Origin of the sequence: Streptomyces sp. NPDC102274, assembly GCF_044766385.1 — a bacterium.
Lineage (GTDB): Bacteria > Actinomycetota > Actinomycetes > Streptomycetales > Streptomycetaceae > Streptomyces.
Genome location: NZ_JBIWLW010000030.1, coordinates 95,725 through 118,546 on the forward strand (window position 1 = coordinate 95,725; position 22,822 = coordinate 118,546).

At 69.9% G+C, this 22,822-nt stretch carries 19 protein-coding genes; 5 read left to right on the forward strand and 14 right to left on the reverse strand.

What is annotated here, in order from left to right; translation table 11 throughout:
* Nucleotides 1-289: 289 nt before the first annotated feature.
* From pheA to ACIRQP_RS31670, 7 genes are all read right to left on the reverse strand, one after another.
* A complete protein-coding gene (pheA, locus tag ACIRQP_RS31640; RefSeq protein ID WP_403896055.1) occupies nt 290-1,225 on the reverse strand; it encodes a prephenate dehydratase in 936 nt (311 codons plus the stop codon).
* A gap of 73 nt (nt 1,226-1,298) precedes the next feature.
* The gene (efeB, locus tag ACIRQP_RS31645) at nt 1,299-2,558 is read right to left on the reverse strand and encodes an iron uptake transporter deferrochelatase/peroxidase subunit (protein ID WP_403896110.1); all 1,260 of its coding nucleotides are present in this window, start codon (nt 2,556-2,558) and stop codon (nt 1,299-1,301) included.
* 147 nt (nt 2,559-2,705) lie between these two features.
* Entirely contained in the window at nt 2,706-4,679 is a 1,974-nt protein-coding gene (locus ACIRQP_RS31650; RefSeq protein WP_403896058.1) for a copper resistance protein CopC, read from the reverse strand.
* A 14-nt stretch (nt 4,680-4,693) separates the two neighbouring features.
* Nucleotides 4,694-5,212 carry a copper chaperone PCu(A)C gene (locus tag ACIRQP_RS31655; RefSeq protein WP_403896061.1) on the reverse strand — a complete coding sequence of 173 codons (519 nt, stop codon included), beginning with the start codon at nt 5,210-5,212 and terminating at the stop codon, nt 4,694-4,696.
* The gene (locus tag ACIRQP_RS31660) at nt 5,209-5,889 is read right to left on the reverse strand and encodes an SCO family protein (RefSeq protein WP_403896064.1); all 681 of its coding nucleotides are present in this window, start codon (nt 5,887-5,889) and stop codon (nt 5,209-5,211) included. Before ACIRQP_RS31660 ends, ACIRQP_RS31655 begins: the two co-directional genes overlap by 4 nt.
* A 145-nt stretch (nt 5,890-6,034) precedes the next feature.
* Nucleotides 6,035-6,760 carry a YcnI family protein gene (locus tag ACIRQP_RS31665; protein WP_403896066.1) on the reverse strand — a complete coding sequence of 242 codons (726 nt, stop codon included), beginning with the start codon at nt 6,758-6,760 and terminating at the stop codon, nt 6,035-6,037.
* Between the two features lie 140 nt (nt 6,761-6,900).
* Nucleotides 6,901-7,725, reverse strand: coding sequence for a hypothetical protein (locus ACIRQP_RS31670; RefSeq protein WP_403896069.1), 825 nt, complete (start codon nt 7,723-7,725; stop codon nt 6,901-6,903).
* A 362-nt stretch (nt 7,726-8,087) separates the two neighbouring features.
* On the opposite strand from ACIRQP_RS31670, the gene ACIRQP_RS31675 reads away from it, so the two are divergent.
* Nucleotides 8,088-8,543, forward strand: a complete 456-nt coding sequence (locus ACIRQP_RS31675) for an ATP-binding protein (RefSeq protein WP_403896071.1) — start codon at nt 8,088-8,090, stop codon at nt 8,541-8,543.
* Between the two features lie 109 nt (nt 8,544-8,652).
* On the opposite strand, the gene ACIRQP_RS31680 is transcribed toward ACIRQP_RS31675, so the two are convergent.
* Both ACIRQP_RS31680 and ACIRQP_RS31685 read right to left on the reverse strand, forming a co-directional pair.
* Nucleotides 8,653-10,134, reverse strand: coding sequence for an aminopeptidase P family protein (locus tag ACIRQP_RS31680; RefSeq protein WP_403896073.1), 1,482 nt, complete (start codon nt 10,132-10,134; stop codon nt 8,653-8,655).
* A 125-nt stretch (nt 10,135-10,259) separates the two neighbouring features.
* Complete coding sequence (locus tag ACIRQP_RS31685; protein ID WP_403896076.1) at nt 10,260-11,762, reverse strand: PP2C family protein-serine/threonine phosphatase; 1,503 nt, start codon at nt 11,760-11,762, stop codon at nt 10,260-10,262.
* Nucleotides 11,763-12,389: 627 nt separating this feature from the next.
* Here ACIRQP_RS31685 and ACIRQP_RS31690 point away from each other — a divergent pair.
* Together ACIRQP_RS31690 and ACIRQP_RS31695 are read left to right on the forward strand one after the other, a co-directional pair.
* Nucleotides 12,390-13,073, forward strand: a complete 684-nt coding sequence (locus tag ACIRQP_RS31690) for a bifunctional DNA primase/polymerase (RefSeq protein WP_249951530.1) — start codon at nt 12,390-12,392, stop codon at nt 13,071-13,073.
* Nucleotides 13,074-13,285: 212 nt separating this feature from the next.
* A complete protein-coding gene (locus ACIRQP_RS31695) occupies nt 13,286-14,014 on the forward strand; it encodes a hypothetical protein (RefSeq protein WP_403896080.1) in 729 nt (242 codons plus the stop codon).
* Nucleotides 14,015-14,217: 203 nt separating this feature from the next.
* Here ACIRQP_RS31695 and ACIRQP_RS31700 read toward each other — a convergent pair whose 3' ends face one another.
* The 3 genes from ACIRQP_RS31700 to ACIRQP_RS31710 form a co-directional block, all read right to left on the reverse strand.
* Nucleotides 14,218-15,183, reverse strand: coding sequence for a DUF5926 family protein (locus ACIRQP_RS31700; protein ID WP_403896083.1), 966 nt, complete (start codon nt 15,181-15,183; stop codon nt 14,218-14,220).
* Between the two features lie 139 nt (nt 15,184-15,322).
* Nucleotides 15,323-16,027 carry an ATP-binding protein gene (locus ACIRQP_RS31705; protein ID WP_403896085.1) on the reverse strand — a complete coding sequence of 235 codons (705 nt, stop codon included), beginning with the start codon at nt 16,025-16,027 and terminating at the stop codon, nt 15,323-15,325.
* Nucleotides 16,028-16,101: 74 nt separating this feature from the next.
* Nucleotides 16,102-17,007 carry a glycerophosphodiester phosphodiesterase gene (locus ACIRQP_RS31710; RefSeq protein ID WP_403896087.1) on the reverse strand — a complete coding sequence of 302 codons (906 nt, stop codon included), beginning with the start codon at nt 17,005-17,007 and terminating at the stop codon, nt 16,102-16,104.
* Nucleotides 17,008-17,223: 216 nt separating this feature from the next.
* Between ACIRQP_RS31710 and ACIRQP_RS31715 the strand changes: the two genes are divergently transcribed.
* The gene (locus ACIRQP_RS31715) at nt 17,224-18,861 is read left to right on the forward strand and encodes a trypsin-like peptidase domain-containing protein (protein WP_403896090.1); all 1,638 of its coding nucleotides are present in this window, start codon (nt 17,224-17,226) and stop codon (nt 18,859-18,861) included.
* A 166-nt stretch (nt 18,862-19,027) separates the two neighbouring features.
* Here ACIRQP_RS31715 and ACIRQP_RS31720 read toward each other — a convergent pair whose 3' ends face one another.
* Together ACIRQP_RS31720 and ACIRQP_RS31725 are read right to left on the reverse strand one after the other, a co-directional pair.
* Nucleotides 19,028-20,389, reverse strand: a complete 1,362-nt coding sequence (locus ACIRQP_RS31720) for a cation:dicarboxylate symporter family transporter (RefSeq protein ID WP_403896092.1) — start codon at nt 20,387-20,389, stop codon at nt 19,028-19,030.
* Nucleotides 20,390-20,592: 203 nt separating this feature from the next.
* Nucleotides 20,593-21,759, reverse strand: a complete 1,167-nt coding sequence (locus tag ACIRQP_RS31725) for a mandelate racemase/muconate lactonizing enzyme family protein (RefSeq protein WP_403896095.1) — start codon at nt 21,757-21,759, stop codon at nt 20,593-20,595.
* 109 nt (nt 21,760-21,868) lie between these two features.
* Here ACIRQP_RS31725 and ACIRQP_RS31730 point away from each other — a divergent pair, with 109 nt between their 5' ends.
* On the forward strand, nt 21,869-22,552 hold the full coding sequence (locus ACIRQP_RS31730) for a GntR family transcriptional regulator (protein WP_403896098.1): 684 nt from the start codon (nt 21,869-21,871) through the stop codon (nt 22,550-22,552).
* Nucleotides 22,553-22,822: the final 270 nt, after the last annotated feature.

The following is a 22,822-nucleotide window of genomic DNA, read 5'->3' on the forward strand; positions in this document are numbered from 1 at the left end:
TTGCTCGCTCCAACGAGTTGATCACGGGAATTGGGGTGACGCGGGGACCCTGGGTGCCCTGTGGACGGGCGGGGGGTGACAGGAGTGATTTGTCGACTGTGCGGGCCGACGTTGTCGACTTGTCCCCAGGGTGATGGGTGAGCCTGTGGATAACTCTGCGATACATCCACAGGCTCCACGGCCGGACCAGGGGTCGACACACAGGACAGGGAGCACGGGGACGGGAACCAAGGGCAGGGACCAAAGACGGGGACCACAGGCCAGGGACCACCCCAACCGGGACCGGGCCTCAGGCGCGGCCGTCCTGGCTGCGCGCCAGCCAGTCCGACGCCTCGATGAACGCCGTATCCGAGGTCCCGGGCCGCAGCGACCGCACATCGGCCGCGGACATCCCCGCCCGCGGGTACGAGCCGAGGAACCGCACCTTGGGGCAGATCCGCTTCAGCCCCATCAGCGCCTCACCCACCCGCCGGTCCGAGATATGACCCTCGGCGTCCACCGCGAAGCAGTAATTACCGATTCCCGCGCCCGTCGGACGGGACTGGATCAGCATCAGGTTGACCCCGCGCACCGCGAACTCCTGGAGCAGTTCGAGCAGCGCGCCCGGGTGGTCGTCGCCCAGCCAGATGACCACCGACGTCTTGTCCGCACCCGTCGGCGCCGCCGGGCGGGCGGGCCGGCCCACCAGGACGAAGCGCGTCTCCGCGTTCTCCGCGTCGTGGATCTCGGTGACCAGAGCCTCAAGGCCGTACGTCGCCGCCGCGAACTCACCGGCGAAGGCCGCGTCGAACCGCCCTTCCTGCACCAGCCGCGCCCCGTCCGCGTTCGACGCGGCCGATTCCCACAGCGCGTCCGGCAGATGGGCCCGCAGCCAGTTCCTCACCTGCGGCTGGGCGACCGGATGACCGGTCACCGTCTTCACACCCGACAGCTCCGTCCCCGGCCGTACGAGCAGGGCGAAGGTGATCGGCAGCAGTACCTCGCGGTAGATCATCAGCGGCTCGCCGGAGGCGAGCTCGTCGAGGGTCGCGGTGACCCCGCCCTCCACCGAGTTCTCGATCGGGACCAGTGCGGCCGCGGCCTCCCCGTTCCGTACGGCATCGAGGGCCGTCGGTACGGACACCATGGGGACGAGTTCCCGCGTGGCGGATTCCGGGAGCGTACGGAGGGCCGCTTCCGTGAAGGTGCCCTCGGGGCCGAGATACGTGTAGCGCGTGGCCGACATACGGTCACCCTAATGGGCCGACGGGGCTCATGAATCCGGCCTGGTAAAACCCCGAGGTGGGGGGCGTGCGGGCTCAGGACTCCAGGAGCCGCTGACCCACGTACTCCCCCTCCCGCGCGCCCCCGGGCACCGCGAAGAGACCGCTCGCCTCGTGGCGGATGAACGCCGAGAGCGCGTCCCCCCGGTCGAGTTTGCGCTGCACCGGTACGAAACCCTTGAGCGGATCGGCCTGCCAGCAGATGAAGAGCAGTCCCGCGTCCGGTGTCCCGTCCGGCCCGATTCCGTCGTGGAAGGAGAAGGGACGGCGCAGCATCGCGGCCCCGCCATTGGCCTCCGGCGTCGAGATCCGGGCGTGCGCGTTGCCGGGGATGACGGGCTTGCCGTCCGGTCCCAGCCGGTCCAGGTCCGGATCGGTCATCTCCGTACCGCCCGTGAGCGGGGCCCCGTCGGACTTGCGCCGGCCGATGACCTGCTCCTGCTTGGCGAGCGTGAGCTTCTCCCAGTCGTCCAGGAGCATGCGGATACGCCGTACGACCGCGTAGGAGCCACCCGCCATCCAGGACGGGGTGCCGGCCGCCGGTGCCGCCGGGACGAAGATCCGCCGGTCGAAGTCCGGCTCCGACGGCTTGGGGTTGCCGGTCCCGTCTATCTGGCCCATCAGATTCCGGCTGGTCATGGGGTGGGGGGTGGCGCCGGGAGAACGGTTGAAGCCGTTCATCTGCCAGCGCACCCGGGCCGCCGCGCCCGCGTCCTTCTGGAGCGCCCGCAGTGCGTGGAAGGCGACGAGCGCGTCGTTGGAGCCGATCTGGATCCAGAGATCGCCGTTGCTGCGTCCGGCGTCGAGATGGTCGGAGGAGAAGGGGGGCAGCGGATCCAGGGCGGCCGGGCGCAGGGCGGCCAGGCCCGTACGGTCGAAGAAGGTGCGGCCGAATCCGATAGTCACGGTGAGGGCGGAAGGCCCCGCGTCCAGGGCGATACCGGTGTCATGGCCGCCGTCCGCTCCTGCCGTTCCCGCGCCGCCACCCGCGGCCGGTTCCCCGGCCATCAGTGTCCGTGCCGTCTCCGACCAGCGCCGCAGCAGTGCGGCGGCTTCCTTCCGTCCCGCGCCGGGGGCCAGGTCGAAGGCGATCAGATGGCCACGGGCGTGCAGGGGGGTGGTGATACCGGGCTGGTGTGCGCCGTGGAAGGGGACGGAGTCCGTGCCGACGCTGGTCAGCGCGGTCGCCGGCGCGGGGCGGCTCGCCGCGTACGCGCCGGCTCCGCCCACCGCTCCGAGTGCGAGTCCGGTGGCGCCGGCGGCGCCCGCGGTGCCGAGCAGCCGCCGCCTGGAGATACGGGTGAGCGGGGCGCGGCCGGATCCGCCCTCGGGGGTCCCGTCCTCGGGATCGCCGGGGAGGGGCCGGGAGCGGCCGTCGTCGCGGCCGTTGTCGTGGCCGTTCCGGTTGTCGTGGTCCTGCCGGGTCGTCTCGCTCACGATGGGTCAGCCGATCTTCACGTTCTTGTCGACGGTCGTCTGGTCGATGTCGGAGGTACGAATGGTCAGCTGGAGCTGCCACTCGCCCGGCATCGGGATCTGCACGGCGTCCGCGCTCCAGTGTCCGGGAGCGAAGCGCTCGGGGACGATCGGCAGCGGACCGATCTTCTGAGCCGTGAGAGTGAAGGCGGCCTTCACCTCGGGCACGTCCAGCGGCTGTCCGTCCGGACCGTCGACGTAGATGTGCATCACGTTGGCGCCGGAGCGGCCGGGGTCGAGGGTGAGCTGTACGGTGCCCTTGCCGTTCTCGCCGCCGGTGTCGAAGGGCAGGGTGAGTGCGAGGGGGCCCTCGGTCGCGGGCGCGGCGGCGGCCGTGCCACCGGTCGCGCCGGCTTCCTGCTCGGCCGTACGGCCCGGCTCGGTGGAGGTCAGTACGGTCGTGACGGCGAGGAGCACCACCGCGACTCCGGCTTCGGCGAGTACGGAACGGCGCAGTCCGATCCGCCCCGGATCGGCATCGCGGATCCGCTTCTGGCGAGCAGTCGCCAGTGCCGCTTTCTGCCGTTCGAGCTGGGTAGCTCTCTCACTGTCAGCAACGACGGTCGTCGCCGCGGCGGTCTCGGTCCCACTCCCAGTCTCCGATCCCGTCGCGGCCTCGCCCTCGGCCTCCGCCTCGATTTCCGCCCCTGCCTCTTTGCCTGTCCCGCCCTCCGCCCGCTGCCCCAGCCGTCCCGTCCACCTCCGGGAGAACCAAGCGATCACGACCAGCACAGCGACGAGCCCGACCTTGACCAGAAGGAGCTGCCCATATGACGTGCCCCAGAGCGCCGACCACGATCCGACCTGACGCCAGGACTGGTAGAGACCGGTCGCGGCGAGGACCACGACGCTGACGAAGGCGATGCGCGAGAAGCGCAGCACCGCCGCGTTCTCGATGGAGGGCGCCCGGTAGAGGGCGACGAGCAGAGCCGTGAGCCCGCCGAGCCAGGTCGCCACCGTCAGCAGATGCAGGACGTCCACCGGCATGGCGAGACCGGTCTGGATCCCGGTCGAGGCGTGCTCCGCGAGCGCCCACGTTCCGGCGATCCCGGCCGCGACGACTGTGCCGCCCACGGCGAGTCCGAAGGTGAGGTCCTTCCTCTCCTTGTTCTCCTGCTCGTCCTGTGGAGTCTCCCGCTTGGCGTACGCGCCGAAGAGGACGGCGACGAACAGGGCGGCGGCGCCGAGCAGCAGCAGCCGGGAGACGAGTGCCGCTCCGGTCTTGGTGGCCAGGACGTCCTGGAGTCCGCCGAGGTCGAAGGCGTCGCCCAGCTTGCCCGAGCCGGTGTACGGGCTGCGCAGGAGCAGCAGGACGAGCGTGGCGGCGGCGAGGGTGAGCCAGCCCTGCACGACGAGCCGTTGCAGGGGACGTACGGACGCGCCGCGCGGCCAGCAGCCGAGGACGAAGGCCGCGCCGCCGATAAGGAGGATGAAGCCCGCGTACGAGGCATAGCGCGCGATGTCGTAGAGGGTGCCGACGAGTCCCCCGCCGGCTGCTTCGTCCGGCACGTCGGCCGTGGTCTTCGAGGGCGCTCCGATGGAGAAGGCGAAGGCGCCGGAGACGGGATGGCCGTCGGCGGAGACCGCCTGCCAGGCGACGGTGTAGGTGCCGTCGGGCAGCCCCGCGTGGAGGTCGATGCCGTAGGCGACGGTGCCGCCGCTGCCCAGATCGCGGATCCTCCCGGTGTCGGCGCGCTTGCTGCTCGGATCGAGCACACGGATCGAGTTGTCGCCCATGGCGACCTGTTCGGAGAAGGTGAGGCTGATGTCCTTGGGAGCGGTGGCGACCACCGCCCCGTCCTCGGGGGTGCTCCCGGTCAGAGCGGCATGCGCCGAAGCCGTGCCGGAGAGCACGGTGAAGACGCTGCCGAGAAGCACCGTGGCAACGAGCAGTAGCCGCACCAAAGGTGCGGATCCGAAGCGCGGGGCGGTAGCTGTCATGGTGTGTCAGTCCCTCATCGCTGGGCCGGGTTGTAGTTGATCTCCTTCACGGGAAGCTCGACCTTGATGGGGTCGGCCTTCTCGAAGCGCAGTTCAATGCCGACCTTCTGGCCCTGCTTCGGCTGCTGTTTGAGACCCATGAACATGATGTGGTTGCCACCACGTGCGAGGTTCAGTTGGCCGCCGGCCGGGATGTCGAAGGACTTCACCTTCCGCATTTTCTGGTTCTCGGTGCTGTGGATCGTGATGTCGTCGGAGATGTCGCTGATGACGGAGGTGAGCTTGTCGGCGGCGCCACCGCTGTTGGTGACGACGAGGAAGCCCGCCGCGAGATCGCCGACGGGGCGCGGCATATAGCCCCCGCTGACCTTCAACCGGGGCGTGTTTCCCGAGGGGTTGGTGGAGGAGTTGGACGAAGAGCCGGAAGTGGACGAGGAAGAGGAGGAGGAAGCGGATGACGCCGAGGAACAGCCCGCCAGCGCCAGCGCGGCGGTCAGGCCGAGGGCGAGAGCGGGAGGGGTACGGCGGCTCACGGGTTCTCACCCTTGATGAGCTTCGGCAGGTCCTTGGCGTAGTCGTCCGAGGAGGCGTCCTCGCCGTAGAGGACATATCCGGCGTCGGTCTTCGGTGAGAACGCGATGACCTGCGCGCCGTGCATCGAGACGACGGTGCCGTCCTTCTCCTTCTTGGGCGCGTCGATGCCGATGCCGAGCTGACGCGCGCCCGCCTGGATGGTGGGGAAGTCGCCGGTGAGTCCGACGAAGGACGGATCGCCTGCGCTGGCCAGCCACTTGCCGAGTTCGGCGGAGGTGTCGCGCTCCGGGTCGGTGGTGACGAAGACGACCTGGAGCTTGTCCTGGTCGGCCTGGGGCAGCGATTTACGGGCGATGGCGATATTGCTGATCGTTGTCGGGCAGACGTCAGGGCAGTTGGTGTAGCCGAAGTAGATGAGCGTCGGCTTTCCCTTGGTCGCCTCGCGGAAGTCGTACGACTCCCCCTTGGTGTCCTTCAGGACGAGGTTCGGCTTCTTGAACGGTGTGTCGAGCACGGTCGCGGCTTGATTCTTCGGCTGGGCGGAGATATCGGCGATGGGCTTCGCGGAGTCGTCGCTGCCACTGCCGCAGGCGGTCAGGGTGAGTGCCAGGGCCGCGACGACAGCGGCGGCGGAGGCCACCGCCTTCTTGCGGGAGGTCACAGTTTTCTTGCGCATGGGGATATTTCCTGGTCGTGGAGTACGGGCACCGGGCGCGCGGGCCGGGGTCGGTTTCCGGCTCCGCACGTCCCGGGTGCCTCGGGTACGTCGTGCGCGGCGCCGCGGTGCGCGGTGCCGTAGGGCGTGAGGAGGGGAGGGAGCGTCAGGCCGTACGGCGACGGCCGGCCAGCACGGCGAAGGTCACCCCGGCGATGCCGACGAGGATGCCGATGAGGCCGAGGGCACGGGCGGTGGTGTCACTGGTGTCGGCGGAGGCCGTCGCGGCCTTCGCGTCGGCGCCGGCGGTGTCCTTCGCGGCCGAGGTGCCGTGCTCGTCCCCGGCGGCCGCCGTGAGCTTCAGCACGGGCGCGGGGCTCAGGGGCTCCGGCCCGCTCTCCTTGGGCTCCTCGATCCAGCGGACGATATCCCTGTTGTCGTACGTCTGGATCGCCTTGAACACCAGCTGGTCGGCGTCCTCGGGGAGTTGTCCGACGGAGAGCGGGAACTGCTGGAACTGGCCCGGCCCGATCTTGCCGCCGTCCGCGGTCCAGGTGACCTTGGACACGGCCTCGGTGATGGTGTTGCCGTGCATCTCCAGCGGCTTGGCGAGCTTGGTCTTGGCGACGTCGATCTTCCAGCCCGGCACGGGCTGCGGCATCACGGATGCCAGCGGGTGGTCGGTCGGGAAGTTCACTTCGACCTTGGTGGTGGAGGCGTCGTCGCGCTCGTTGGGGACCTTGAAGTTGATCGTCGCGTAACCGCCCTTGGCGGCCTCGCCCTGCGGCTGCACGCTGACATGCGCGGAGGCGGGACCGGCCAGCAGCAGAAGGGCGGTCGCGGCGATACCGCCGGCGACGGAGGCGCGGGTGACGTTCTTGGCTGAGAACACAGAACACTCCACGGTGCGAGAGAAAGGGGAATGAGGTGATCGGACAAGGCTGCCGCGGCGGCGGTGCGCGACGGCATCGCGACCTCACCCCGGTCCGTGTCCGATGTCCATCGGCGCGCGGAAGCGCGGAGGGTGTCGCGTCAGGCTGCGAGAGCGAATACGGCCGGAGGGCCGCGTCTGATCACCGTGTGCTGGAGAGATTCCCCGGCCGGTGGTGGCGGAGTGCGGTAGGAGCCGTGCGGGGCGCATGGCCGCGGTGCGGGTACGCCAAGCAGCCCGGCGCGCAACGCCCGTACGAGGGCGAGGGCCGCGCGCAGCGCACGCAACGCGGCACTGTCGGTGACTTCACCGATGCCCTGCGTCGACAGCTGGGTGAGCCGGAGAAGCGCGAGATCCCCGCGGCGCAGCAGCCAGCCCGTCGCGAGAGCGGCGAGCAGATGCCCGAGCACCATGGGGAGGGAGGGCAGCAGCCCTTCAGCTGTGGCGGTGGCCGACATGGCGGTGGAGGCAGCAGGTCCGAAGGCGGACGTCATGTGCTGATGAGTGCCCGTTGTCGAACCCACCGGGTTGATACCCGCGTTGGCGACGATCCGCTGTGCGTCGACCGCGCTGAGCGAGGCGGGGCCCGCTCCGCAGACCAGCTTGGCGGCCATTCTGATCAGAGCGTCGTCCGCGCCCACCGGCACCGTGAGGTGCTGCTGACCGATGCCGAACAGGCTGTGCAGGCCGAGCTGACCACCCATCAGGGCCATGATGATCGAGCCGGTCGAGCGCGCGCGTCCGGCGAGCGGAGCGGCGATCGCGAACACTCCCAGGAAGCCGAGGACCAGGGTCCACCAGGGGACCGGCGCGCAGGCGGCCAGTACATGTCCCGTCGCCGACAGCACGACGCAGACCGCGGTGAACACCGCGGCCCTCAGCAGCCGCGGGGCGGCTCCGGCGTACATGCGGGCGGGTCTGGACATGGCCGGGTCATCATCGCACTGCGACCCAGGGCTCCGTAGGGCAGGTCCGGAAGATCACCCTCTGCCCGATCTTTGTCCCGTATCTGTCCCGTCTCCCCCGTGTCTGTGTCGTGTCTGTGCCGTCTTTCTACTGTGTCTCTGCCGGTCTCTGCCGGTCTCTGTCCGCGGACCGCGATGGTCTGTTCCTCACACCGCCAGGCCCTGTTCCATACACCGCGATGCGCCACGGACGCGTCCGCCGAATGAGGGTTATCACGTCAACCTCGTGCTTACGACCTGAGGTGCGGGGCAATACGTATCGGTATGTCGAGCCTCGGTATGTCGAGCGCCGGTATGTCGAGCCGCAGCCTGGAGGCTGGAGCATGAGCATCTGGTGGTCTGTCCACTTGCGGCGCGAAGCCGCGAGCGTTCCGCTCGCCCGCCGCCTTCTGCTCGGCGCCATGGACACCGCGGGTGTCGACCCGGACATCTCCTTCGATCTGTCGGTCGCGCTCAGCGAAGCCTGTGCGAACGCCGTTGAGCACGGCGGGGACGAAGGGTCCGGCGAGCCCCCTGGGGCGTACCGGGTGACCGCCTATCTGGACGGGGAGAGATGCCGTATCGAAGTGGCCGACTCGGGCCCCGGCTTTCCGGCCCGGCGGGTGGTGCAGCGTACGGCCCCCGTGCCCGCGCTCATGGCCGAGAACGGCCGGGGGCTGGGGCTGATCGAACAGCTCGCCGATCATGTGCAGTTCGGGAACCGGCCGGGGCACGGCGCGGTGGTCAGCTTCGACAAGATCCTGAAATGGCGCGAGGGCGCCCTGCTCAGAGCCATGTGAACTCCGAACGGGACGCCCTCCACCAGGGAACGTGCCCGGGGGACCGGCCTCAGGGACCTGGCCCGGGGACCGCGCCCAGGGGCTCGCGGACCACGCCCAGGGATCGGCCTCAGGCCTGCTTGAGCGCCGCCATCCATGCCTCGACCTCGTCGGCCCGGCGCGGCAGCGCGGCCGACAGGTTCCGGTTCCCGTCCTCCGTGACGAGGATGTCGTCCTCGATCCGGACGCCGATGCCGCGGTACTCCTCGGGCACGGTCAGATCGTCGGCCTGGAAGTAGAGACCCGGCTCCACGGTGAGGCACATCCCCGGCTCCAGCGTCCCGTCCGCGTATGCCTCGCGGCGCGCGGCCGCGCAGTCGTGGACGTCCAGGCCGAGCATGTGACCGGTGCCGTGCAGGGTCCAGCGACGCTGGAGGCCCAGCTCCAGGACCTTCTCGACCGGCCCCTCGACCAGCCCCCACTCGACGAGCTTCTCGGCGAGGACCCGCTGTGAGGCGTCGTGGAAGTCGCGGTACTTCGCGCCCGGCCGCACCGCCGCGATGCCGGCCTCCTGGGACTCGTACACCGCGTCGTAGATCTTCCGCTGGATCTCGCTGTAGCGGCCGCCGATCGGCAGGGTGCGCGTGACATCCGCGGTGTAGAGGGTGTGGGTCTCCACACCGGCGTCGAGCAGCAGCAGATCGCCGGGGCGTACGTCACCGTCGTTGCGCACCCAGTGCAGGGTGGTGGCGTGCGGTCCCGCCGCGCAGATCGAGCCGTAGCCGATGTCGTTGCCCTCGACGCGGGCGCGCAGGAAGAACGTGCCCTCGATGTAGCGCTCGCTGGTGGCCTCGGCCTTGTCGAGGATCTTCACGACGTCCTCGAAGCCGCGGACGGTGGAGTCCACGGCCTTCTGCAGCTCGCCGATCTCGAACGCGTCCTTCACGGCGCGTGCCTCGGAGAGGTGGACGCGCAGTTCCTCGTCGCGCTCGGCGGTGACCTTGTCGGTCAGCGCGGCCTCGATGCCGGCGTCGTGTCCCCGGACGTTGCGGACGGGGCCCGTGGCGTCCTTGAGGGCGGCGGGCAGTTCCCGAACGTCCTTGGCGGGGATGCCGAGCAACTGCTCGGCCTCGGTGAGGGAGTACCGGCGGCCGACCCACAGCTCACCCTGGCCGTCGAGCCAGAACTCGCCGTTCTCGCGGTTGGAGCGCGGCAACAGATAGACGGTCGCGTCGTGCCCGTCCTGGCCGGCCTTCGGCTCCAGTACGAGGACGCCGTCCTGGGTCTGGTCGCCGGTGAGATACGTGTACTCGGTGGAGGCGCGGAAGGCGTACTCGGTGTCGTTGGAGCGGGTCTTGAGGTTGCCCGCGGGGATCACCAGGCGCTCGCCGGGGAAGCGCGCGGAGAGCGCGGCTCGGCGGGCGGCGGTCTCGGGCGCCTGTGCGATCGGCTCCTGGCCGTGCAATTCGGTGTCGGCCCAGCCTGACTTCATGTTCTCCGCGAGCTCGTCGGACACGCCCGGGTACAGACCGTTCTTCCTCGGCTTGATGGGGGCTTCTTCTGTCTCAGGGGTCTCCGGCTCCGGGGTCTCCGGGGTGAGCTCCTCAGCCACTTCTTCTCCTCATACGACTACCGATACCGACTACGGATCTGGACCATCTGCGGATCTGGGCCATCTTTTCCATCGTATGTGCGAGGGGAGGAGGGCTCCGGCTCCCTGTGAGAAATCCGTCATGATCACTCAAAGCGGGCGGCGAGGAGTACGAAGTCCTCGTGAGGTTCCGGGGGACCGGCCGGCCCCGGTCCGGCCGGCACCAGGGCCCGCAGTACGTGGTCGGCGACCGCTGCCGGATCGTCCCTGGCGGTCGCGGGGACACTCGCGGCCGCCGTGTGCAGCCGGGCGAAGCCCCGGTCCATGGGCTCGCCTGTACGGCGCAGCAGCCCGTCCGTATAGAGCAGCACCGTTTCTCCGGGCGCCGTCACCAGCTCCACGCTCGGCGCCTGCCAGCAGGAGAGCATTCCGAGGGGCGCGGACAGTGATGTCTCGACGAACTCGGTGCGCCGTTCCCCGACGACCAGCGGGGGCGCGTGCCCGGCTCCGGCCAGTACGAGCGTGCGCCGGGCGGGTTCGGCGTATGCGAAGAGCGCGGTGGCCGTACGCGCGGGCTCGGTCAGCCGCAGCAGCATCTCCAGATCGGACAGGACGGCGATGGGGTCCTCGCCCTCCATCACGGCGTACGCCCGCAGGGCGGCGCGCAGCCGTCCCGTCGCGGCCGTCGCGCCGGGCCCGGAGCCGCTGACCGAGCCGACGGCGAGGCTGAGGGCGCCCTCGGGGAGCGGCAGCGCGTCGTACCAGTCACCCCCGGCGCCCGTCGCGGTGCGGTGGCGCACGGCGAGTCGTACGCCGGGCATCCGGGGCAGCCGGCCGGGCAGCAGCTCGTGGGTGAGGGCGGTCACATGGGCGCGGGCCTGTTCCAGCTCGCGCAGACGGGCGAGGTGTTCGCCGGCGTAACGGACGTAGAGACCGATCAGATGGCGCTGCCGTTCCGTCGGCTCGGTGGGTTCGTCGTACCACCAGACGGCGGCGCCGAGCTTTGCGGGCTGTGAGGGCGGAAGGGGCTGAGGGGGCTGCGTGGGCTGAGGGGCCTGAGGGGCCTCTGTGGGCAGGCCAGCCGCGCACCCGACCAGGAGCGGTACGGCGTAACTGGCGCCCAGACCGAGCCGCGCCGCCACCTCGCGCTGGCGCGGATCCGGTCCCGTATCCGCATCGGTGTCGGCGAGCAGATCGGAGACAGCGACCGCTTCGGGGACGGCCACCGGTTCGGGAACGGCCACCGGTTCGGCGGGTCCGCCGGCGGCGTCGAGGAGCCTGCCGTACGAGGTGGCGCGGCGTGGCACGGTCTCCAGGTGGCCGAGATCGGCGTGGGTGAGTCCGAGCCCGAGGGTGGTGACGGGACCCAGTCCGTCGGCCGGTTCGAACAGGACCAGACCCCGCCGCGCGTCGGCCAGGGCGGCGCCGGCGCGCAGCAGTTCATGGAGCGCGCGGTCCAGGGAACGGGTCCTGGCCAGGCGTTCGGTGAGTTCATGGAGGGTGGTGAGATCGGAGACCCAGGCCGCCAGCCGGTCCTGGATCAGTGCCCCCGGCGCGGCCGGAAGGGCGTCGAGGGGCGAAGAAGTTTGCGTGGGGGCAGGGACCGTGGAGTCGATTCCAGCCACTTTCGGCATGTGCGGAGCGCTCATAGCAGCCGACTTCCGAGACGTTGCATTTCACTCAATAGCATCGCAAACCCCCATGTCATTCTGCGCAGCTATTAATAGATCCACATCTACACGTACAGCTGATGTGATGTCCAGCATTGTCCTAGAGGAACGATGGGTGTCTGTGAGTCGGTGAACTTGGCTAAAAAATGACCCTGGTGATGTGGTTTTGCTGTCGACTGAGGGCGCTCAACTGGGATTCCTTCAGGGCTGAGTTCGAGTACGACCCGGGTGGAGCGTCATTCCGAACGTGATGGGTACGTAAACGGTGACGGACAGGGGCAGTTGGGACCGCCTCGGAACCTGCCGACGGGCTTCGGCGTCTTAACCGCCGTAGTTCGCGCCCATCCCCCGGAGTGGCGGGAAGAGCACAGCGGTACGGCAGCGGGACAGTAAGCGCCATGCGCACGCCACCCCTCGCCACGCGTTTAATGAAGACAGTCCGAGTTCGGTTCAGGGACGGTGCGACGCACCACGGACCGAGACGGTCTGTCCATGCCTCGGGCAAGGGGCGGCCACGCGTCGAAATGTACGCACGGTGAAGTGATGCACACACATGGTGTCAGTGTCATGTGGACCTCGGCGTTCAACGGAAAGGAACGAGCGCTCATGCGCGAGATCCTCGGAAGGCGACGCAGGCTCCGGTTCCGGCGCAAGGGGAGGGCTGCCCAGCTCGACGCGGCGCTCACCTGCGCCACCGCGTGGAGATGGCCCGTACTGCCGGGCGCCGGACTCAAGTCGGCCGGCGGACGCGGGACGCGCGGCCACGGCTGCGCCTGCCCCGACCTCGAATGCGTCGTGCCCGGCGCGCACCCCTTCGATCCCGGGCTGCTCGCGGCGACCACCGACGAGCGAATGGTGCGCTGGTGGTGGGGCAACCGCCCCACGGCCCCGATCGTGCTGGCCACGGGCGGCAGCGCCCCGTGCGCGGTGAGCCTGCCCGCCGTCGCCGGCGCGCGTGCGCTGGTGGAGCTGGACCGGATGGGCATGCGGCTGGGGCCGGTTGTCGCGACCCCGACCCGCTGGTCGCTGCTGGTGGCCCCGTACAGCCTCGAACAGCTCGGTGAGCTGCTCTACAGCAAGGACTGGGTGCCCAGTTCGCTGCGGTTCCATGGTGAGGGCGGCTATCTGGTGCTGCCGCCGTCCGAGGCGGCCGGTGGACAGGTGCGCTGGGAGCGGGCGCCTCTGGAGGGCTCAGCGGCGCCCTGGCTGCCGGATGTGGAGGCGGTCGTGGACGCGCTCGTCGAGGCGAGCACGAGCGCGCCGGACGGCGGCAGTCGGCTCGCGTACTGACGGCAGTGCGTTTGCTGCCCGGCGTTGGTTGACGGCTCTCCGCGCCCCGGTCTGATCCGGACCGGGGCGCGTTCACGCTCTGTCACTCGTACGGGTGCGAGTAGGGCCGAGTTGCGGGGGAATTGGGCGCGCGGGGTCCGTGGGCGCCGCATACCGTCGATATCTTCGGCCCACCGTCAGCAATTCCCCGGCAGTGACAGGTGGGCCCCACCATGAATCTCCGCATGATCGGGCTCGCGGCCGTCGTGGTGTTCACCGCACTGCTGCCGCTCGCCGCCTTCGCCGGCCCCGCGGACGGCCCGCCGTCCGGCGCGGGCGGGACGAGCGGCGCGGCCGGGCTCCTTGCGGATGCGAAGGCGGGACTTTCGTCTGTGTCCGGAATTAAAGGGTCCGCCACGGCTGAGAGCGCTGGGAACGCCGGGACTGCCGGTAGGCGTGGTACGGACGCCCTGGGACGTCCGACCGAGCGATGCGGGCCCGAAGTCGTCTCTCCCGAGGGAATCGAGGCGCAGACCTACGTCCTGACCGCGGAACGCGACAGGACGGACCAGCCGCCCGGTAGATCCGACAGGTCCGGTCGGTCCCGGTCCGGCAGGTCCGGCAGGTCCGGCGAGTCCGGCGGGCTCGACACGTGGGCGCGTACCTACTACCGCAATGAGACGGGCGGCGAACTGCTCGCCGTACTGAGCCTGATGGGGCCGTACGGACGGACCGTACAGACCCGCTGCCCGATCGACGCCGACGACGAACCTGCGGTCTGCGAGACACCGCGCGAGCCGTCCCGGGGCGGACACACCGCCTACATGGCGGTGGTGGAGTTCTCCGCTCCCGCGAACAGTGGGAACGGCGGGGACGGCGGGGAGACCGAGGGCGATGGTGCGGAGATCGAGCCGCTGCTGCTGAGGTCGGGAAGCAACTCCCCGGCCCCAGCGGCTGGTTGACACGCCGGGGCATCCGGGAACGCAGACGCCCGGTCGCTGGCGACGGGGGATGCACCAGCGACCGGGCTTCTAGAACCGTAACAAGAGATCGGCGGTTAGCAAATTCGATCCGGTGTATTCGGACAATGAATTACCTGCCGGTAGGCGAAGTTGTGACAGGTGTCACCGGCTTCAGTGGAACGCGTCACAGTCCGTCGGGACTGTCAGCTCAGCGTCACCTGGCGGTTGGTGAGTCCACCGCGCGCCCGGCGTTCGTCCCCGGTCAGCGGTCCGTCGACGGCGAGCGCCGCGGTGAGCCGCTCGGCGAATTCCGCCGCGGGCTTCTCGCACTCCTCCGCGCCCATCGCGCTCGGCAGGTCCCACACCGGAACCGTGAGCCCGTGTGCCCGGAAGGAGCCGACCAACCGGGTGCCCTCACCAAGGCTTGATGTGCCCGCGGCGTGCAGCCGGGCGAGCGCGTCGAGCAGCTTCTCCTCGGGGTACGGCATGACCCAGCGGAGGTGGTTCTTCTCCGGCGTCTCGCACCAGTACGCGGCGTCCGTACCCGAGAGCAGCGCGGTGGGGATCGCGGCGGCGTTGGCGCGCTCCAGGGAGGCGGTCACCTCCGCCGAGGCGTTCTGCGCGTCCGGCACCCAGAACTCGAATCCGGCGTGGACGACCGGCGTGAAAGCGGCGCCGGGGTCGAGCAGGTCCTGCAGGCGCGGACCGTCGGCGGGCACCCGCTCGGCGGCCACCGGGTTACCGGGCTCCGCGGTCAGCGCACGCCGGAGCGTGTCGGCGAGATCGCGGCTCAGATCGCCGGACGAGGTGTCGTTCTGGAGCGCGAGCAGTACGGAGCCGTCGTCGCGGCGCAGCGCAGGCCAGGCCATCGGCAGGACTGTCGCGAGGGTCACGGACGGGACTCCGTCGGGCAGCCCGTCCCTCAGGGTCAGCTCGGCGGTCGCGGCGGGCACCAGCTCGCGCAGTGCGACCCAGTCGCACTCGCCGGCGAGTCCCTCGAAGGGGCGCTGGACCAACTCGGTCACGGCGTGGGCGGCGGCCCGGCCGTGACAGGCCTTGTAGCGACGGCCCGAACCGCACGGGCAGGGCTCGCGGGCTCCCACCACCGGAATAGGTCCGTCCTTGAGCTGAGCCTTCGCGGCCTTCGTCTGGGGGCGCTTCTTGGCCATGGTGTGGCTTTCTCCCGGTAGCGGCGATGCGGTGTCGGCGCGAGCCTAGCCGTACGGGGATTGCCGGGGGCGCGAAGCGGCGCGCGAACGGGCGAGGCGCGGGGTCGGCAGGCGATGCGTTGACGAGGCGGAGGGACCGTCAGTCCCGGTCCTCCAGGACGTCCGCGAAACCCAGCCCGTTCAGCCCGTTCAGCCCGTCCAGTCCGTTGAGGCCCTCCAGCGCGTCCAGTCCGTCCAGTCCGTCGAGTTCCTCCAGTCCGTCGCGCCTCTCCAGCCCCGGGTGGAGAGATGTGACGCGCGTAGCGAAGTTGTCGCGGAGGTGCCCTTCCGTAACGATGACCCACACCGTGACTTCTCCGGTGGCGCTGTCCCGTACCCCCCACTCCTGGGCGAGGGCCGTGATGATGTTGAGCCCGCGCCCGCCGCGTGCCGTGACCGAGGGCGTGGCGGGTATGGGCCGCGTGGGGCCACCGCCGTCCGTCACCTCGACGGTCAGCCGGCCCGCCTTGTCCACGCGCCAGGCGGCAAGGATGTCGCCGTCACCGATCTCCGTACGCCCCAGCGGTCTGCCATGTCGGCAGGCGTTGCTGAGGAGTTCGGAAAGGATCAGTACGGCGTCGTCCACCACCGAGTCCGACATCCCGCTGCGCCTCAACTGCTCGCGCATCCGGTGTCGCGCTTCACCCACGCCCGCAGGGCCATGGGGTACGGCCATGCACGACGACGTGGGCACTTTCTGTGCCACCACAAACGCCACCCCCGAGACCTCCTTTGCCCCACGCCACCGTGTGGATGCCCCAATGGCCCGGACCGGAAACCGGCCAGGGGGACGCCATTGACGCACTCCTGACGTTCGAACACGGAACGAACGCGCCGGTGCACTCCTCGTCACTGTCCGTGAGCAGGAGTGGGGAAATATCAGGTGAGACGGCCCAGCTGGGACAGCACCTGTTTGGGGCGGTTGGTGATGATCGCCTCCACTCCGAGGCGGACGCAGAGATCGACATCTTCCGGCTCATTCACCGTCCAGACATGGACACGGTGGCCCGCCCTGTGCAGTCGGGCGATATATCCCGGGTGGTTACGGACGATCCGCATCCCGGGACCCGCGATCCTGGCCCCCGCGGGAAGCCGTCCGTCGCGCAGCCGGGGGGAGACGAACTGCATCAGATAGACGGTCGGCAACTGGGGCGCGGCAGAGGCGATCCGGTGCAGGGAGCGCGCCGAGAAGCTCATGATCCGTACGGCCGACTCGCCGGGAACGGGTCCGCCCGGCACGGACCGGCCCCGGAAGGGCTCGCCGGGCGACGTGCCGCCCTGGACGCGGGCGCCCCGCGTGGGGGCACCCGGGGTCCGGCCATCGCGGGTGGGGTCGTCCAGTCCGAACCGCTTCAGCAGGTGCAGCAGCCGTTCCTCCACCTGCCCGGCCCACCGGGTGGGGTGTTTGGTCTCGATGGCCAGCTGGATGGGGCGGCCGGCGTCCGCGACCAGTTCGAGCAGGCGCTCCAGTGTCAGTACGGAGGTGAACTCCGGGTCCCGCCAGTCAGGGCTCTCCTCGCTGTCCTTCCAGGAGCCGAAGTCGAGGGTCGCGAGATCGGCGAGTTCCAGGGCGGAGACGGCGCCGCGGCCATTGGAGGTGCGGTTCACCCGGCGGTCGTGGACGCAGACGAGATGGCCGTCGGCGGTGAGCCGTACATCGCACTCAAGCGCGTCGGCACCGTCCTCGATGGCTTTCGTGTACGCGGCCAGGGTGTGCTCGGGGGCGTCCTCCGAGGCTCCGCGGTGGGCGACGACCTGGATGCTGTGCTGGCGTGCTTGAGTCACCGCGTCATGGTGTCATCGTGAGGGGGTACGTGAGTGAACGGTTGGTGTCTCATGGCCGGTCGGTCCAGGTGTGTCCTTTTTGCCCGTAGTAAAGGATGACGGACGGATGCACAGGTCCTGCTTACAGTGGCCTGACGTGTTGTGGGAAAAGCTGACCGCGGACACTTGCACAGCGGATTCTTGCCGTAGACGACGTGGAACCGAGGAGAAAGAGCTGTGAGCACTGAGAACGAGGGCAACGCGGTCCCCGCCGCCCCGTCCGTACCTCCCGTGCCGGATGCCGCTCCCGAGGGCACACCCGCGTCCGCTCCGCGAGGGGCCGCGCCTGAGCCGAACGCGCAGGGGCCGGGCCCGTACGAGCCGGGCCCGTACGAGCCGACGCCTGCGGCGCGTGAGCCCGGGGCGCGCGAGCCTGCGGCGCACGAGCCGGCTCCGCGTGAGCCGGTGGCGCCGACGGCCGACCAGGCGGGCCGTTTCGCCGAGTCCGCCCCCCAGTACCCGTCGTCGCAGTCGCAACCCCATCCGCAGTCGCAGTCGCAGCACGGTCCCGCGCCGGAGCCCGCCGGGGAGCCGCCGCGTGCGGCTGACGCGGGCTGGCCCCCGCCGCCGCCCGAGTTCCCCTCGTACGGCTCGTACGGCGGAGCCGGCAGCGGCGCAGGGGATGGCGGCGGAGGGGATGGCGGCGGTCCGGTCTGGGGCGCGCCGGTGCCGGGACACGAGCCGCGGCCGCCGCGCAGGCGTTCGAGCGGGCTGATCACCGCCGTGCTCGTGGCCGCCCTGATCGCGGGCGGCGTGGGCGGCGGAGTCGGCTACTGGGCCGCCGAGAGAAATGACGAGGGCTCGGCCGGTTCGACGACGGTCTCCGCGGCGGACGCCCCGAAGGAGGTCAAGCGCGACGCCGGTACGGTCGCCTCGGTGGCCGCCAGGTCGCTGCCGAGCGTGGTCACCATCGATGCGCAGGGCGGTAACGGCGAGGGCGGTACGGGCACCGGCTTCGTCTACGACAAGGAGGGCCACATCCTCACCAACAACCACGTGGTGGCGTCCGCGGCGAACGGAGGTGACCTCACGGCGACCTTCTCCAACGGCAAGAAGTACGACGCCGAGGTCGTCGGCCGGGCCGAGGGCTACGACGTGGCGGTGGTGAAGCTGAAGGAGGCGCCCTCCGGACTGACCCCGCTCCCGCTCGCCAACTCGGAGCAGGTCGCCGTCGGGGACTCGACGATCGCGATCGGCGCCCCGTTCGGTCTCTCCAACACGGTCACCACGGGCATCATCAGCGCCAAGAATCGCCCGGTCGCGTCGGGTGACGGCTCCGGCTCCAGCAACTCGTACATGAGTGCCCTCCAGACCGACGCCTCCATCAACCCGGGCAACTCCGGTGGCCCGCTGCTGGATTCGCGGGGCGCGGTCATCGGTATCAACTCGGCCATCCAGTCGGCGGGCAGCGGCGGCCTGGGGCAGTCCCAGGCGGGCTCCATCGGGCTGGGCTTCGCCATCCCGATCAACCAGGCGAAGAACGTGGCCGATCAGCTCATCAAGACGGGCAAGCCGGTCTACCCCGTGATCGGCGCCACGGTCACCATGGCCGAGGGCGGCGAAGGCGCCACGATCTCGGCGCAGGGCGAGGGCGGCAGCCCGGCCGTCGTCGCGAACGGCCCGGCCGCCAAGGCGGGTCTGAAGGCCGGGGACATCATCACCAAGTTCAACGGCACCCCGATCGACAGCGGCCCCACCCTCATCGGCCAGATCTGGACCCACCGGCCCGGCGACAAGGTCACCCTGACCTACAAGCGTGACGGCAAGGAGGCCACGACCCAGGTCACCCTGGGCGAGCGCGAGGGCGAGAGCTGACGGGCGGGTCGGTACTCGTCACCGGGGGTCGGTACGCGTCACCGGAGGCCGGCGGTAGGGCGTGAAGCACGCTCGACCGCCGGCCGACGTGTTGGCGGGGGCCCGGTCAGGGCTGCTGCCGGCAGGTGGCCCGCACCGCGCGGCCCGGCTGGGCCGGCGGGGCCACTCATCGGCTCCTGGCGACCTCGGTGTCTTCGGCCGCTGCCTGCCGCGGGGGTGTCTTGGAGGGGTGGAGCACGGAGTGTGCTCGGGCGGTGTCGAAGTCGTTCTCCCACTTGCCGATCACGATGGTGGCGACGGCGTTGCCGAGGACGTTGATGAAGACGCGGCCCTCGTTGAGGATGCGGTCGATGCCGACGATCAGCGACAGGGCCGCGAGGGGGATATGACCGACCGCGGTGACGGTGCTGGCCAGGACGATGAACGCGCCGCCGGCGATGCCCGCGGTTCCCTTGCTCGTCAGCATCATGACGCCCACCATGATCAGTTGCTGCTGCCAGGAGAGGTCGATGCCGACGGCCTGGGCCAGGAACAGGGAGGCCATCGTCAGATAGACGGCGGAGCCGTCGAGGTTGAAGGAGAACCCGGAGGGGATGACGATGCCGACCACAGGGCGTCCGATGCCGAGGGTCTCCAACTTGCTCACCAGTTGTGGCAGTACGGCTTCGCTGGAGCAGGTGCTGAGGGCCACGAGCAGTTCCGTCTTGAGGAAGCGCATGAGAGCGAACAGGCTCAGCCCGCAGGCGCGCATGATGGCCCCGAGCACCACCAGGACGTAGACGACGCATGTCGCGGTGAACAGGATGATGAGGTAGCCGAGCTGCTTCAGACTCTCCGCGCCGTAGGTGGCGACCACGGTGGCCAGGGCGCCGAAGGTGCCGATCGGGGCCAGCCGCATGACCCACCCCACGATCCGGAACACCACGTCCGACAGGGCCCGGATCCCGGAGATCAGAGGAGCTCCCTGCTCGCCGGACATGTTCAGGGCCACACCGAACACGATGGACACCATCAGAGCGGCCAGGATCGCGTCACCCGTGATCGCGCCGAACAGTGAGGCGGGAATCATCGAGGAGACGAACCCGGTGAAGGTGGCGTGTTCCTGGGCGGCCTGCGGCACATCGTCGGCGTTGAGCGTCGAGGGGTCGATGTTCAGTCCGGTGCCGGGGTGGAAGAGGTTGGCGACGACCAGCCCGATCAGCATCGACGCCAGTGACAGCACCAGGAAGTAGCCGATCGCCTTCACGCCGATACGGCCCGCCTTGCGCAGGTTGCTCATGGAGGCGATGCCGGTGGTCACCACGCAGAAGACGACCGGGATCACGATCATCTTGACCAGCGCGACGAACCAGTCGTTCAGCGGCTTGAGATCCTCCCCGAAACCGGGGAGGAGAAGGCCGACGGCGATCCCGAGGACCGCGGCCAGCACCACCTGGAACCACAGCTCATGTAGCAGACGATTCAGCCGCGACCGGTGCGGGCGGTGCGGGCGGCCGGCGGTGGCGCTGCTGGTGGTGGCGGAGGTCATCGTTGGTGCTCCCTTGCACGACGATCGTGAAAAGCCCTGTCCCGTGGGGGTGTCGGGGACGCGGGTGCGCCGCGTCCCCGGTGACGTGAGGTGCGGACGGCGCGGGTGGGACCGCGCGCCGGCGGCCGAGGCCGTGGCCGGTCGAGGTCGGGTGACCGACGCCGTGGCCGGTCGAGGTCGGTCGGCCGGGTTCGTCGGCCGCGTCAGCTGTGCAGCGCGCGCAACACCTTGTAGAAGGCGGCCTTGCCCTCGAAGCCAATGCCGGGGGTATCGGTGAGGGTGACCCGGCTCTTCTCGATGACGGCGTCGTCGGCGAAGCCGCCGGTGGGCTGGAACTCGCCCGGGTACGACTCATTGCCGCCGAGCTTGAGAGCGGCGGCAATGTGCAGGGAGAACTGGTGTCCGCCGTGCGGAATGCAGCGCCGCGAGGACCAGCCGTGCCGGCGCAGCATGTCCTGGATGCGCAGGTACTCCACCAGTCCGTAGCTGAGCGCCGGGTCGACCTGGATGATGTCGCGGTCCGGGCGCAGACCGCCGTAGCGGATCAGGTTACGAGCGTCCTGCAGGGAGAAGAGGTTCTCGCCGGTGGCGATGCGGCCGGAGTAGTGCTCGGCCACCACGGCGTTGAGCCGGTAGTCCAGCGGATCGCCGATCTCCTCGTACCAGAACAGGTCGTACTTCTCGATGGCCCGGCCGTATTCCAGGGCGGTGGCGAGGTCGAAGCGGCCATTGACGTCGACGGCCAGCCGCGAGCCGTCTCCGTCCAGGACATCGATGACGGCCTCGATGCGCCGCAGGTCCTCGGGCAGGTCGGCGCCGCCGATCTTCATCTTGACGACGTCGTAGCCGAGGTCGAGGAAGCGGCGCATCTCGTCCTGCAGGTCCGTGAGGGTCTTGCCGGGAGCGTAGTAGCCGCCGGCGGCATAGACGAACACTGATTCGTCGGGACGGCCGTCCCCGTAGCGGTCCGACAGCCAGCGGTACAGCGGTCGGCCCGCGATCTTCGAGGCGAGGTCGAACAGCGCCATGTCCACGACGCCGACCGCGACCGAGCGCTCCCCGTGCCCGCCCGGCTTCTCGTTGCGCATCATGATGTCCCACGCCTTGGCGGGGTCGAGCTCGCCCTCCTCGTCCAGCAGGCTGCCGGGCTCGGCGTCCATCAGCCGGGGCAGGATACGGCGGCGCAGGATCTCGCCCGCGCTGTAGCGGCCGTTCGAGTTGAAGCCGTACCCCACGACCGGCTTCCCGTCGCGGATGACGTCACTGACGATCGCGACGACGGAGCAGTCCATCGCGCTGAAGTCGATCCAGGCGTTCCGGATCGAGGAGCTGATCGGAACGACCCCCTCGTACACGGCAGTGATCTTCATCGTACGGCCTTTCTCATATCTTATAAGTTGCGACGGCTGTTAGACTCGGGTGACCGAGCAGGGGCTGTCAAGGGGTCCGCGCACATCCGGAAGGGAACCGCCGGGGGCGATGGCTGGTACGAATCTTTTTCTCAGCAAGAGCGATCTCGCCTACGCGGAGCTGCGCGGCCGGATCCTCTCCGGCGACCTTCCGGCCGGCTCCCGGCTGGCGCAGTACGAACTGGCCGAGTCCCTCGGCATGAGCATCACGCCCCTGCGGGAAGCGATCCGGCGCCTCAGCAGCGAGGGCCTGGTCGACGTCGAGACGCACCGTGATGTACGCGTCTCCTCGATGAACTCGGACGAGGCCCGCCAGCTCTTCGAGGTACGGCTCTCCCTGGACCCCACCGCCGCCGAACTCGCCGCCGTACGCCGCACGGACGAGGACATCGCCGCCATGCGGGCCGCGGTCGGCAGGCTGCTCCCCGTCACGCGTCAGTGGGGCGAGGAGGCACTCACCGCCCACCGCACCTTCCACCAGGCGCTGTACCGGGCCTCCCACAATGACGTCCTCATCGGTCTGCTGGACGATCTGTGGGACAAATCCGACCGCTACCGCCGCCTCGGTCTCGAACTCCCGCCCGGCGACGAGCCGCGCACCCGCGACCTTCAGGAGCACCACCGCCTGGTCGCGCTCATCGTGGACGGTCAAGCAGCCCAAGCGGCGCAGCTCATGTGCGACCACATCACCAACAGCCTCACCGCCACGGCTATCAGCGCGCTCGAAGACCGCGAAAGCCACCGGCTGGACTGAGGCCCCCACATTCCGGCGGGACGAGGGGGTCCGGAGGCCCCGCGGCTGCTGGAGCCGATGGCGGCCAACCGGCCCGTCTACGGTCTACGGCCTACGGCGATGCCGCCTACGACACCCTCACCCTCCGGAACCAGCTCCGCTCGACCTCCGCCGCATGCTGTACCAGGCCGACGGGTCAGGGGTCCGCCAACCTCACAGTTTGCCGGTGACGACTCCGCGCCAGGTCCAGCCCGCGGCCAGGACGGTGTCCTGGAGGGGGTTCTTCAGGTC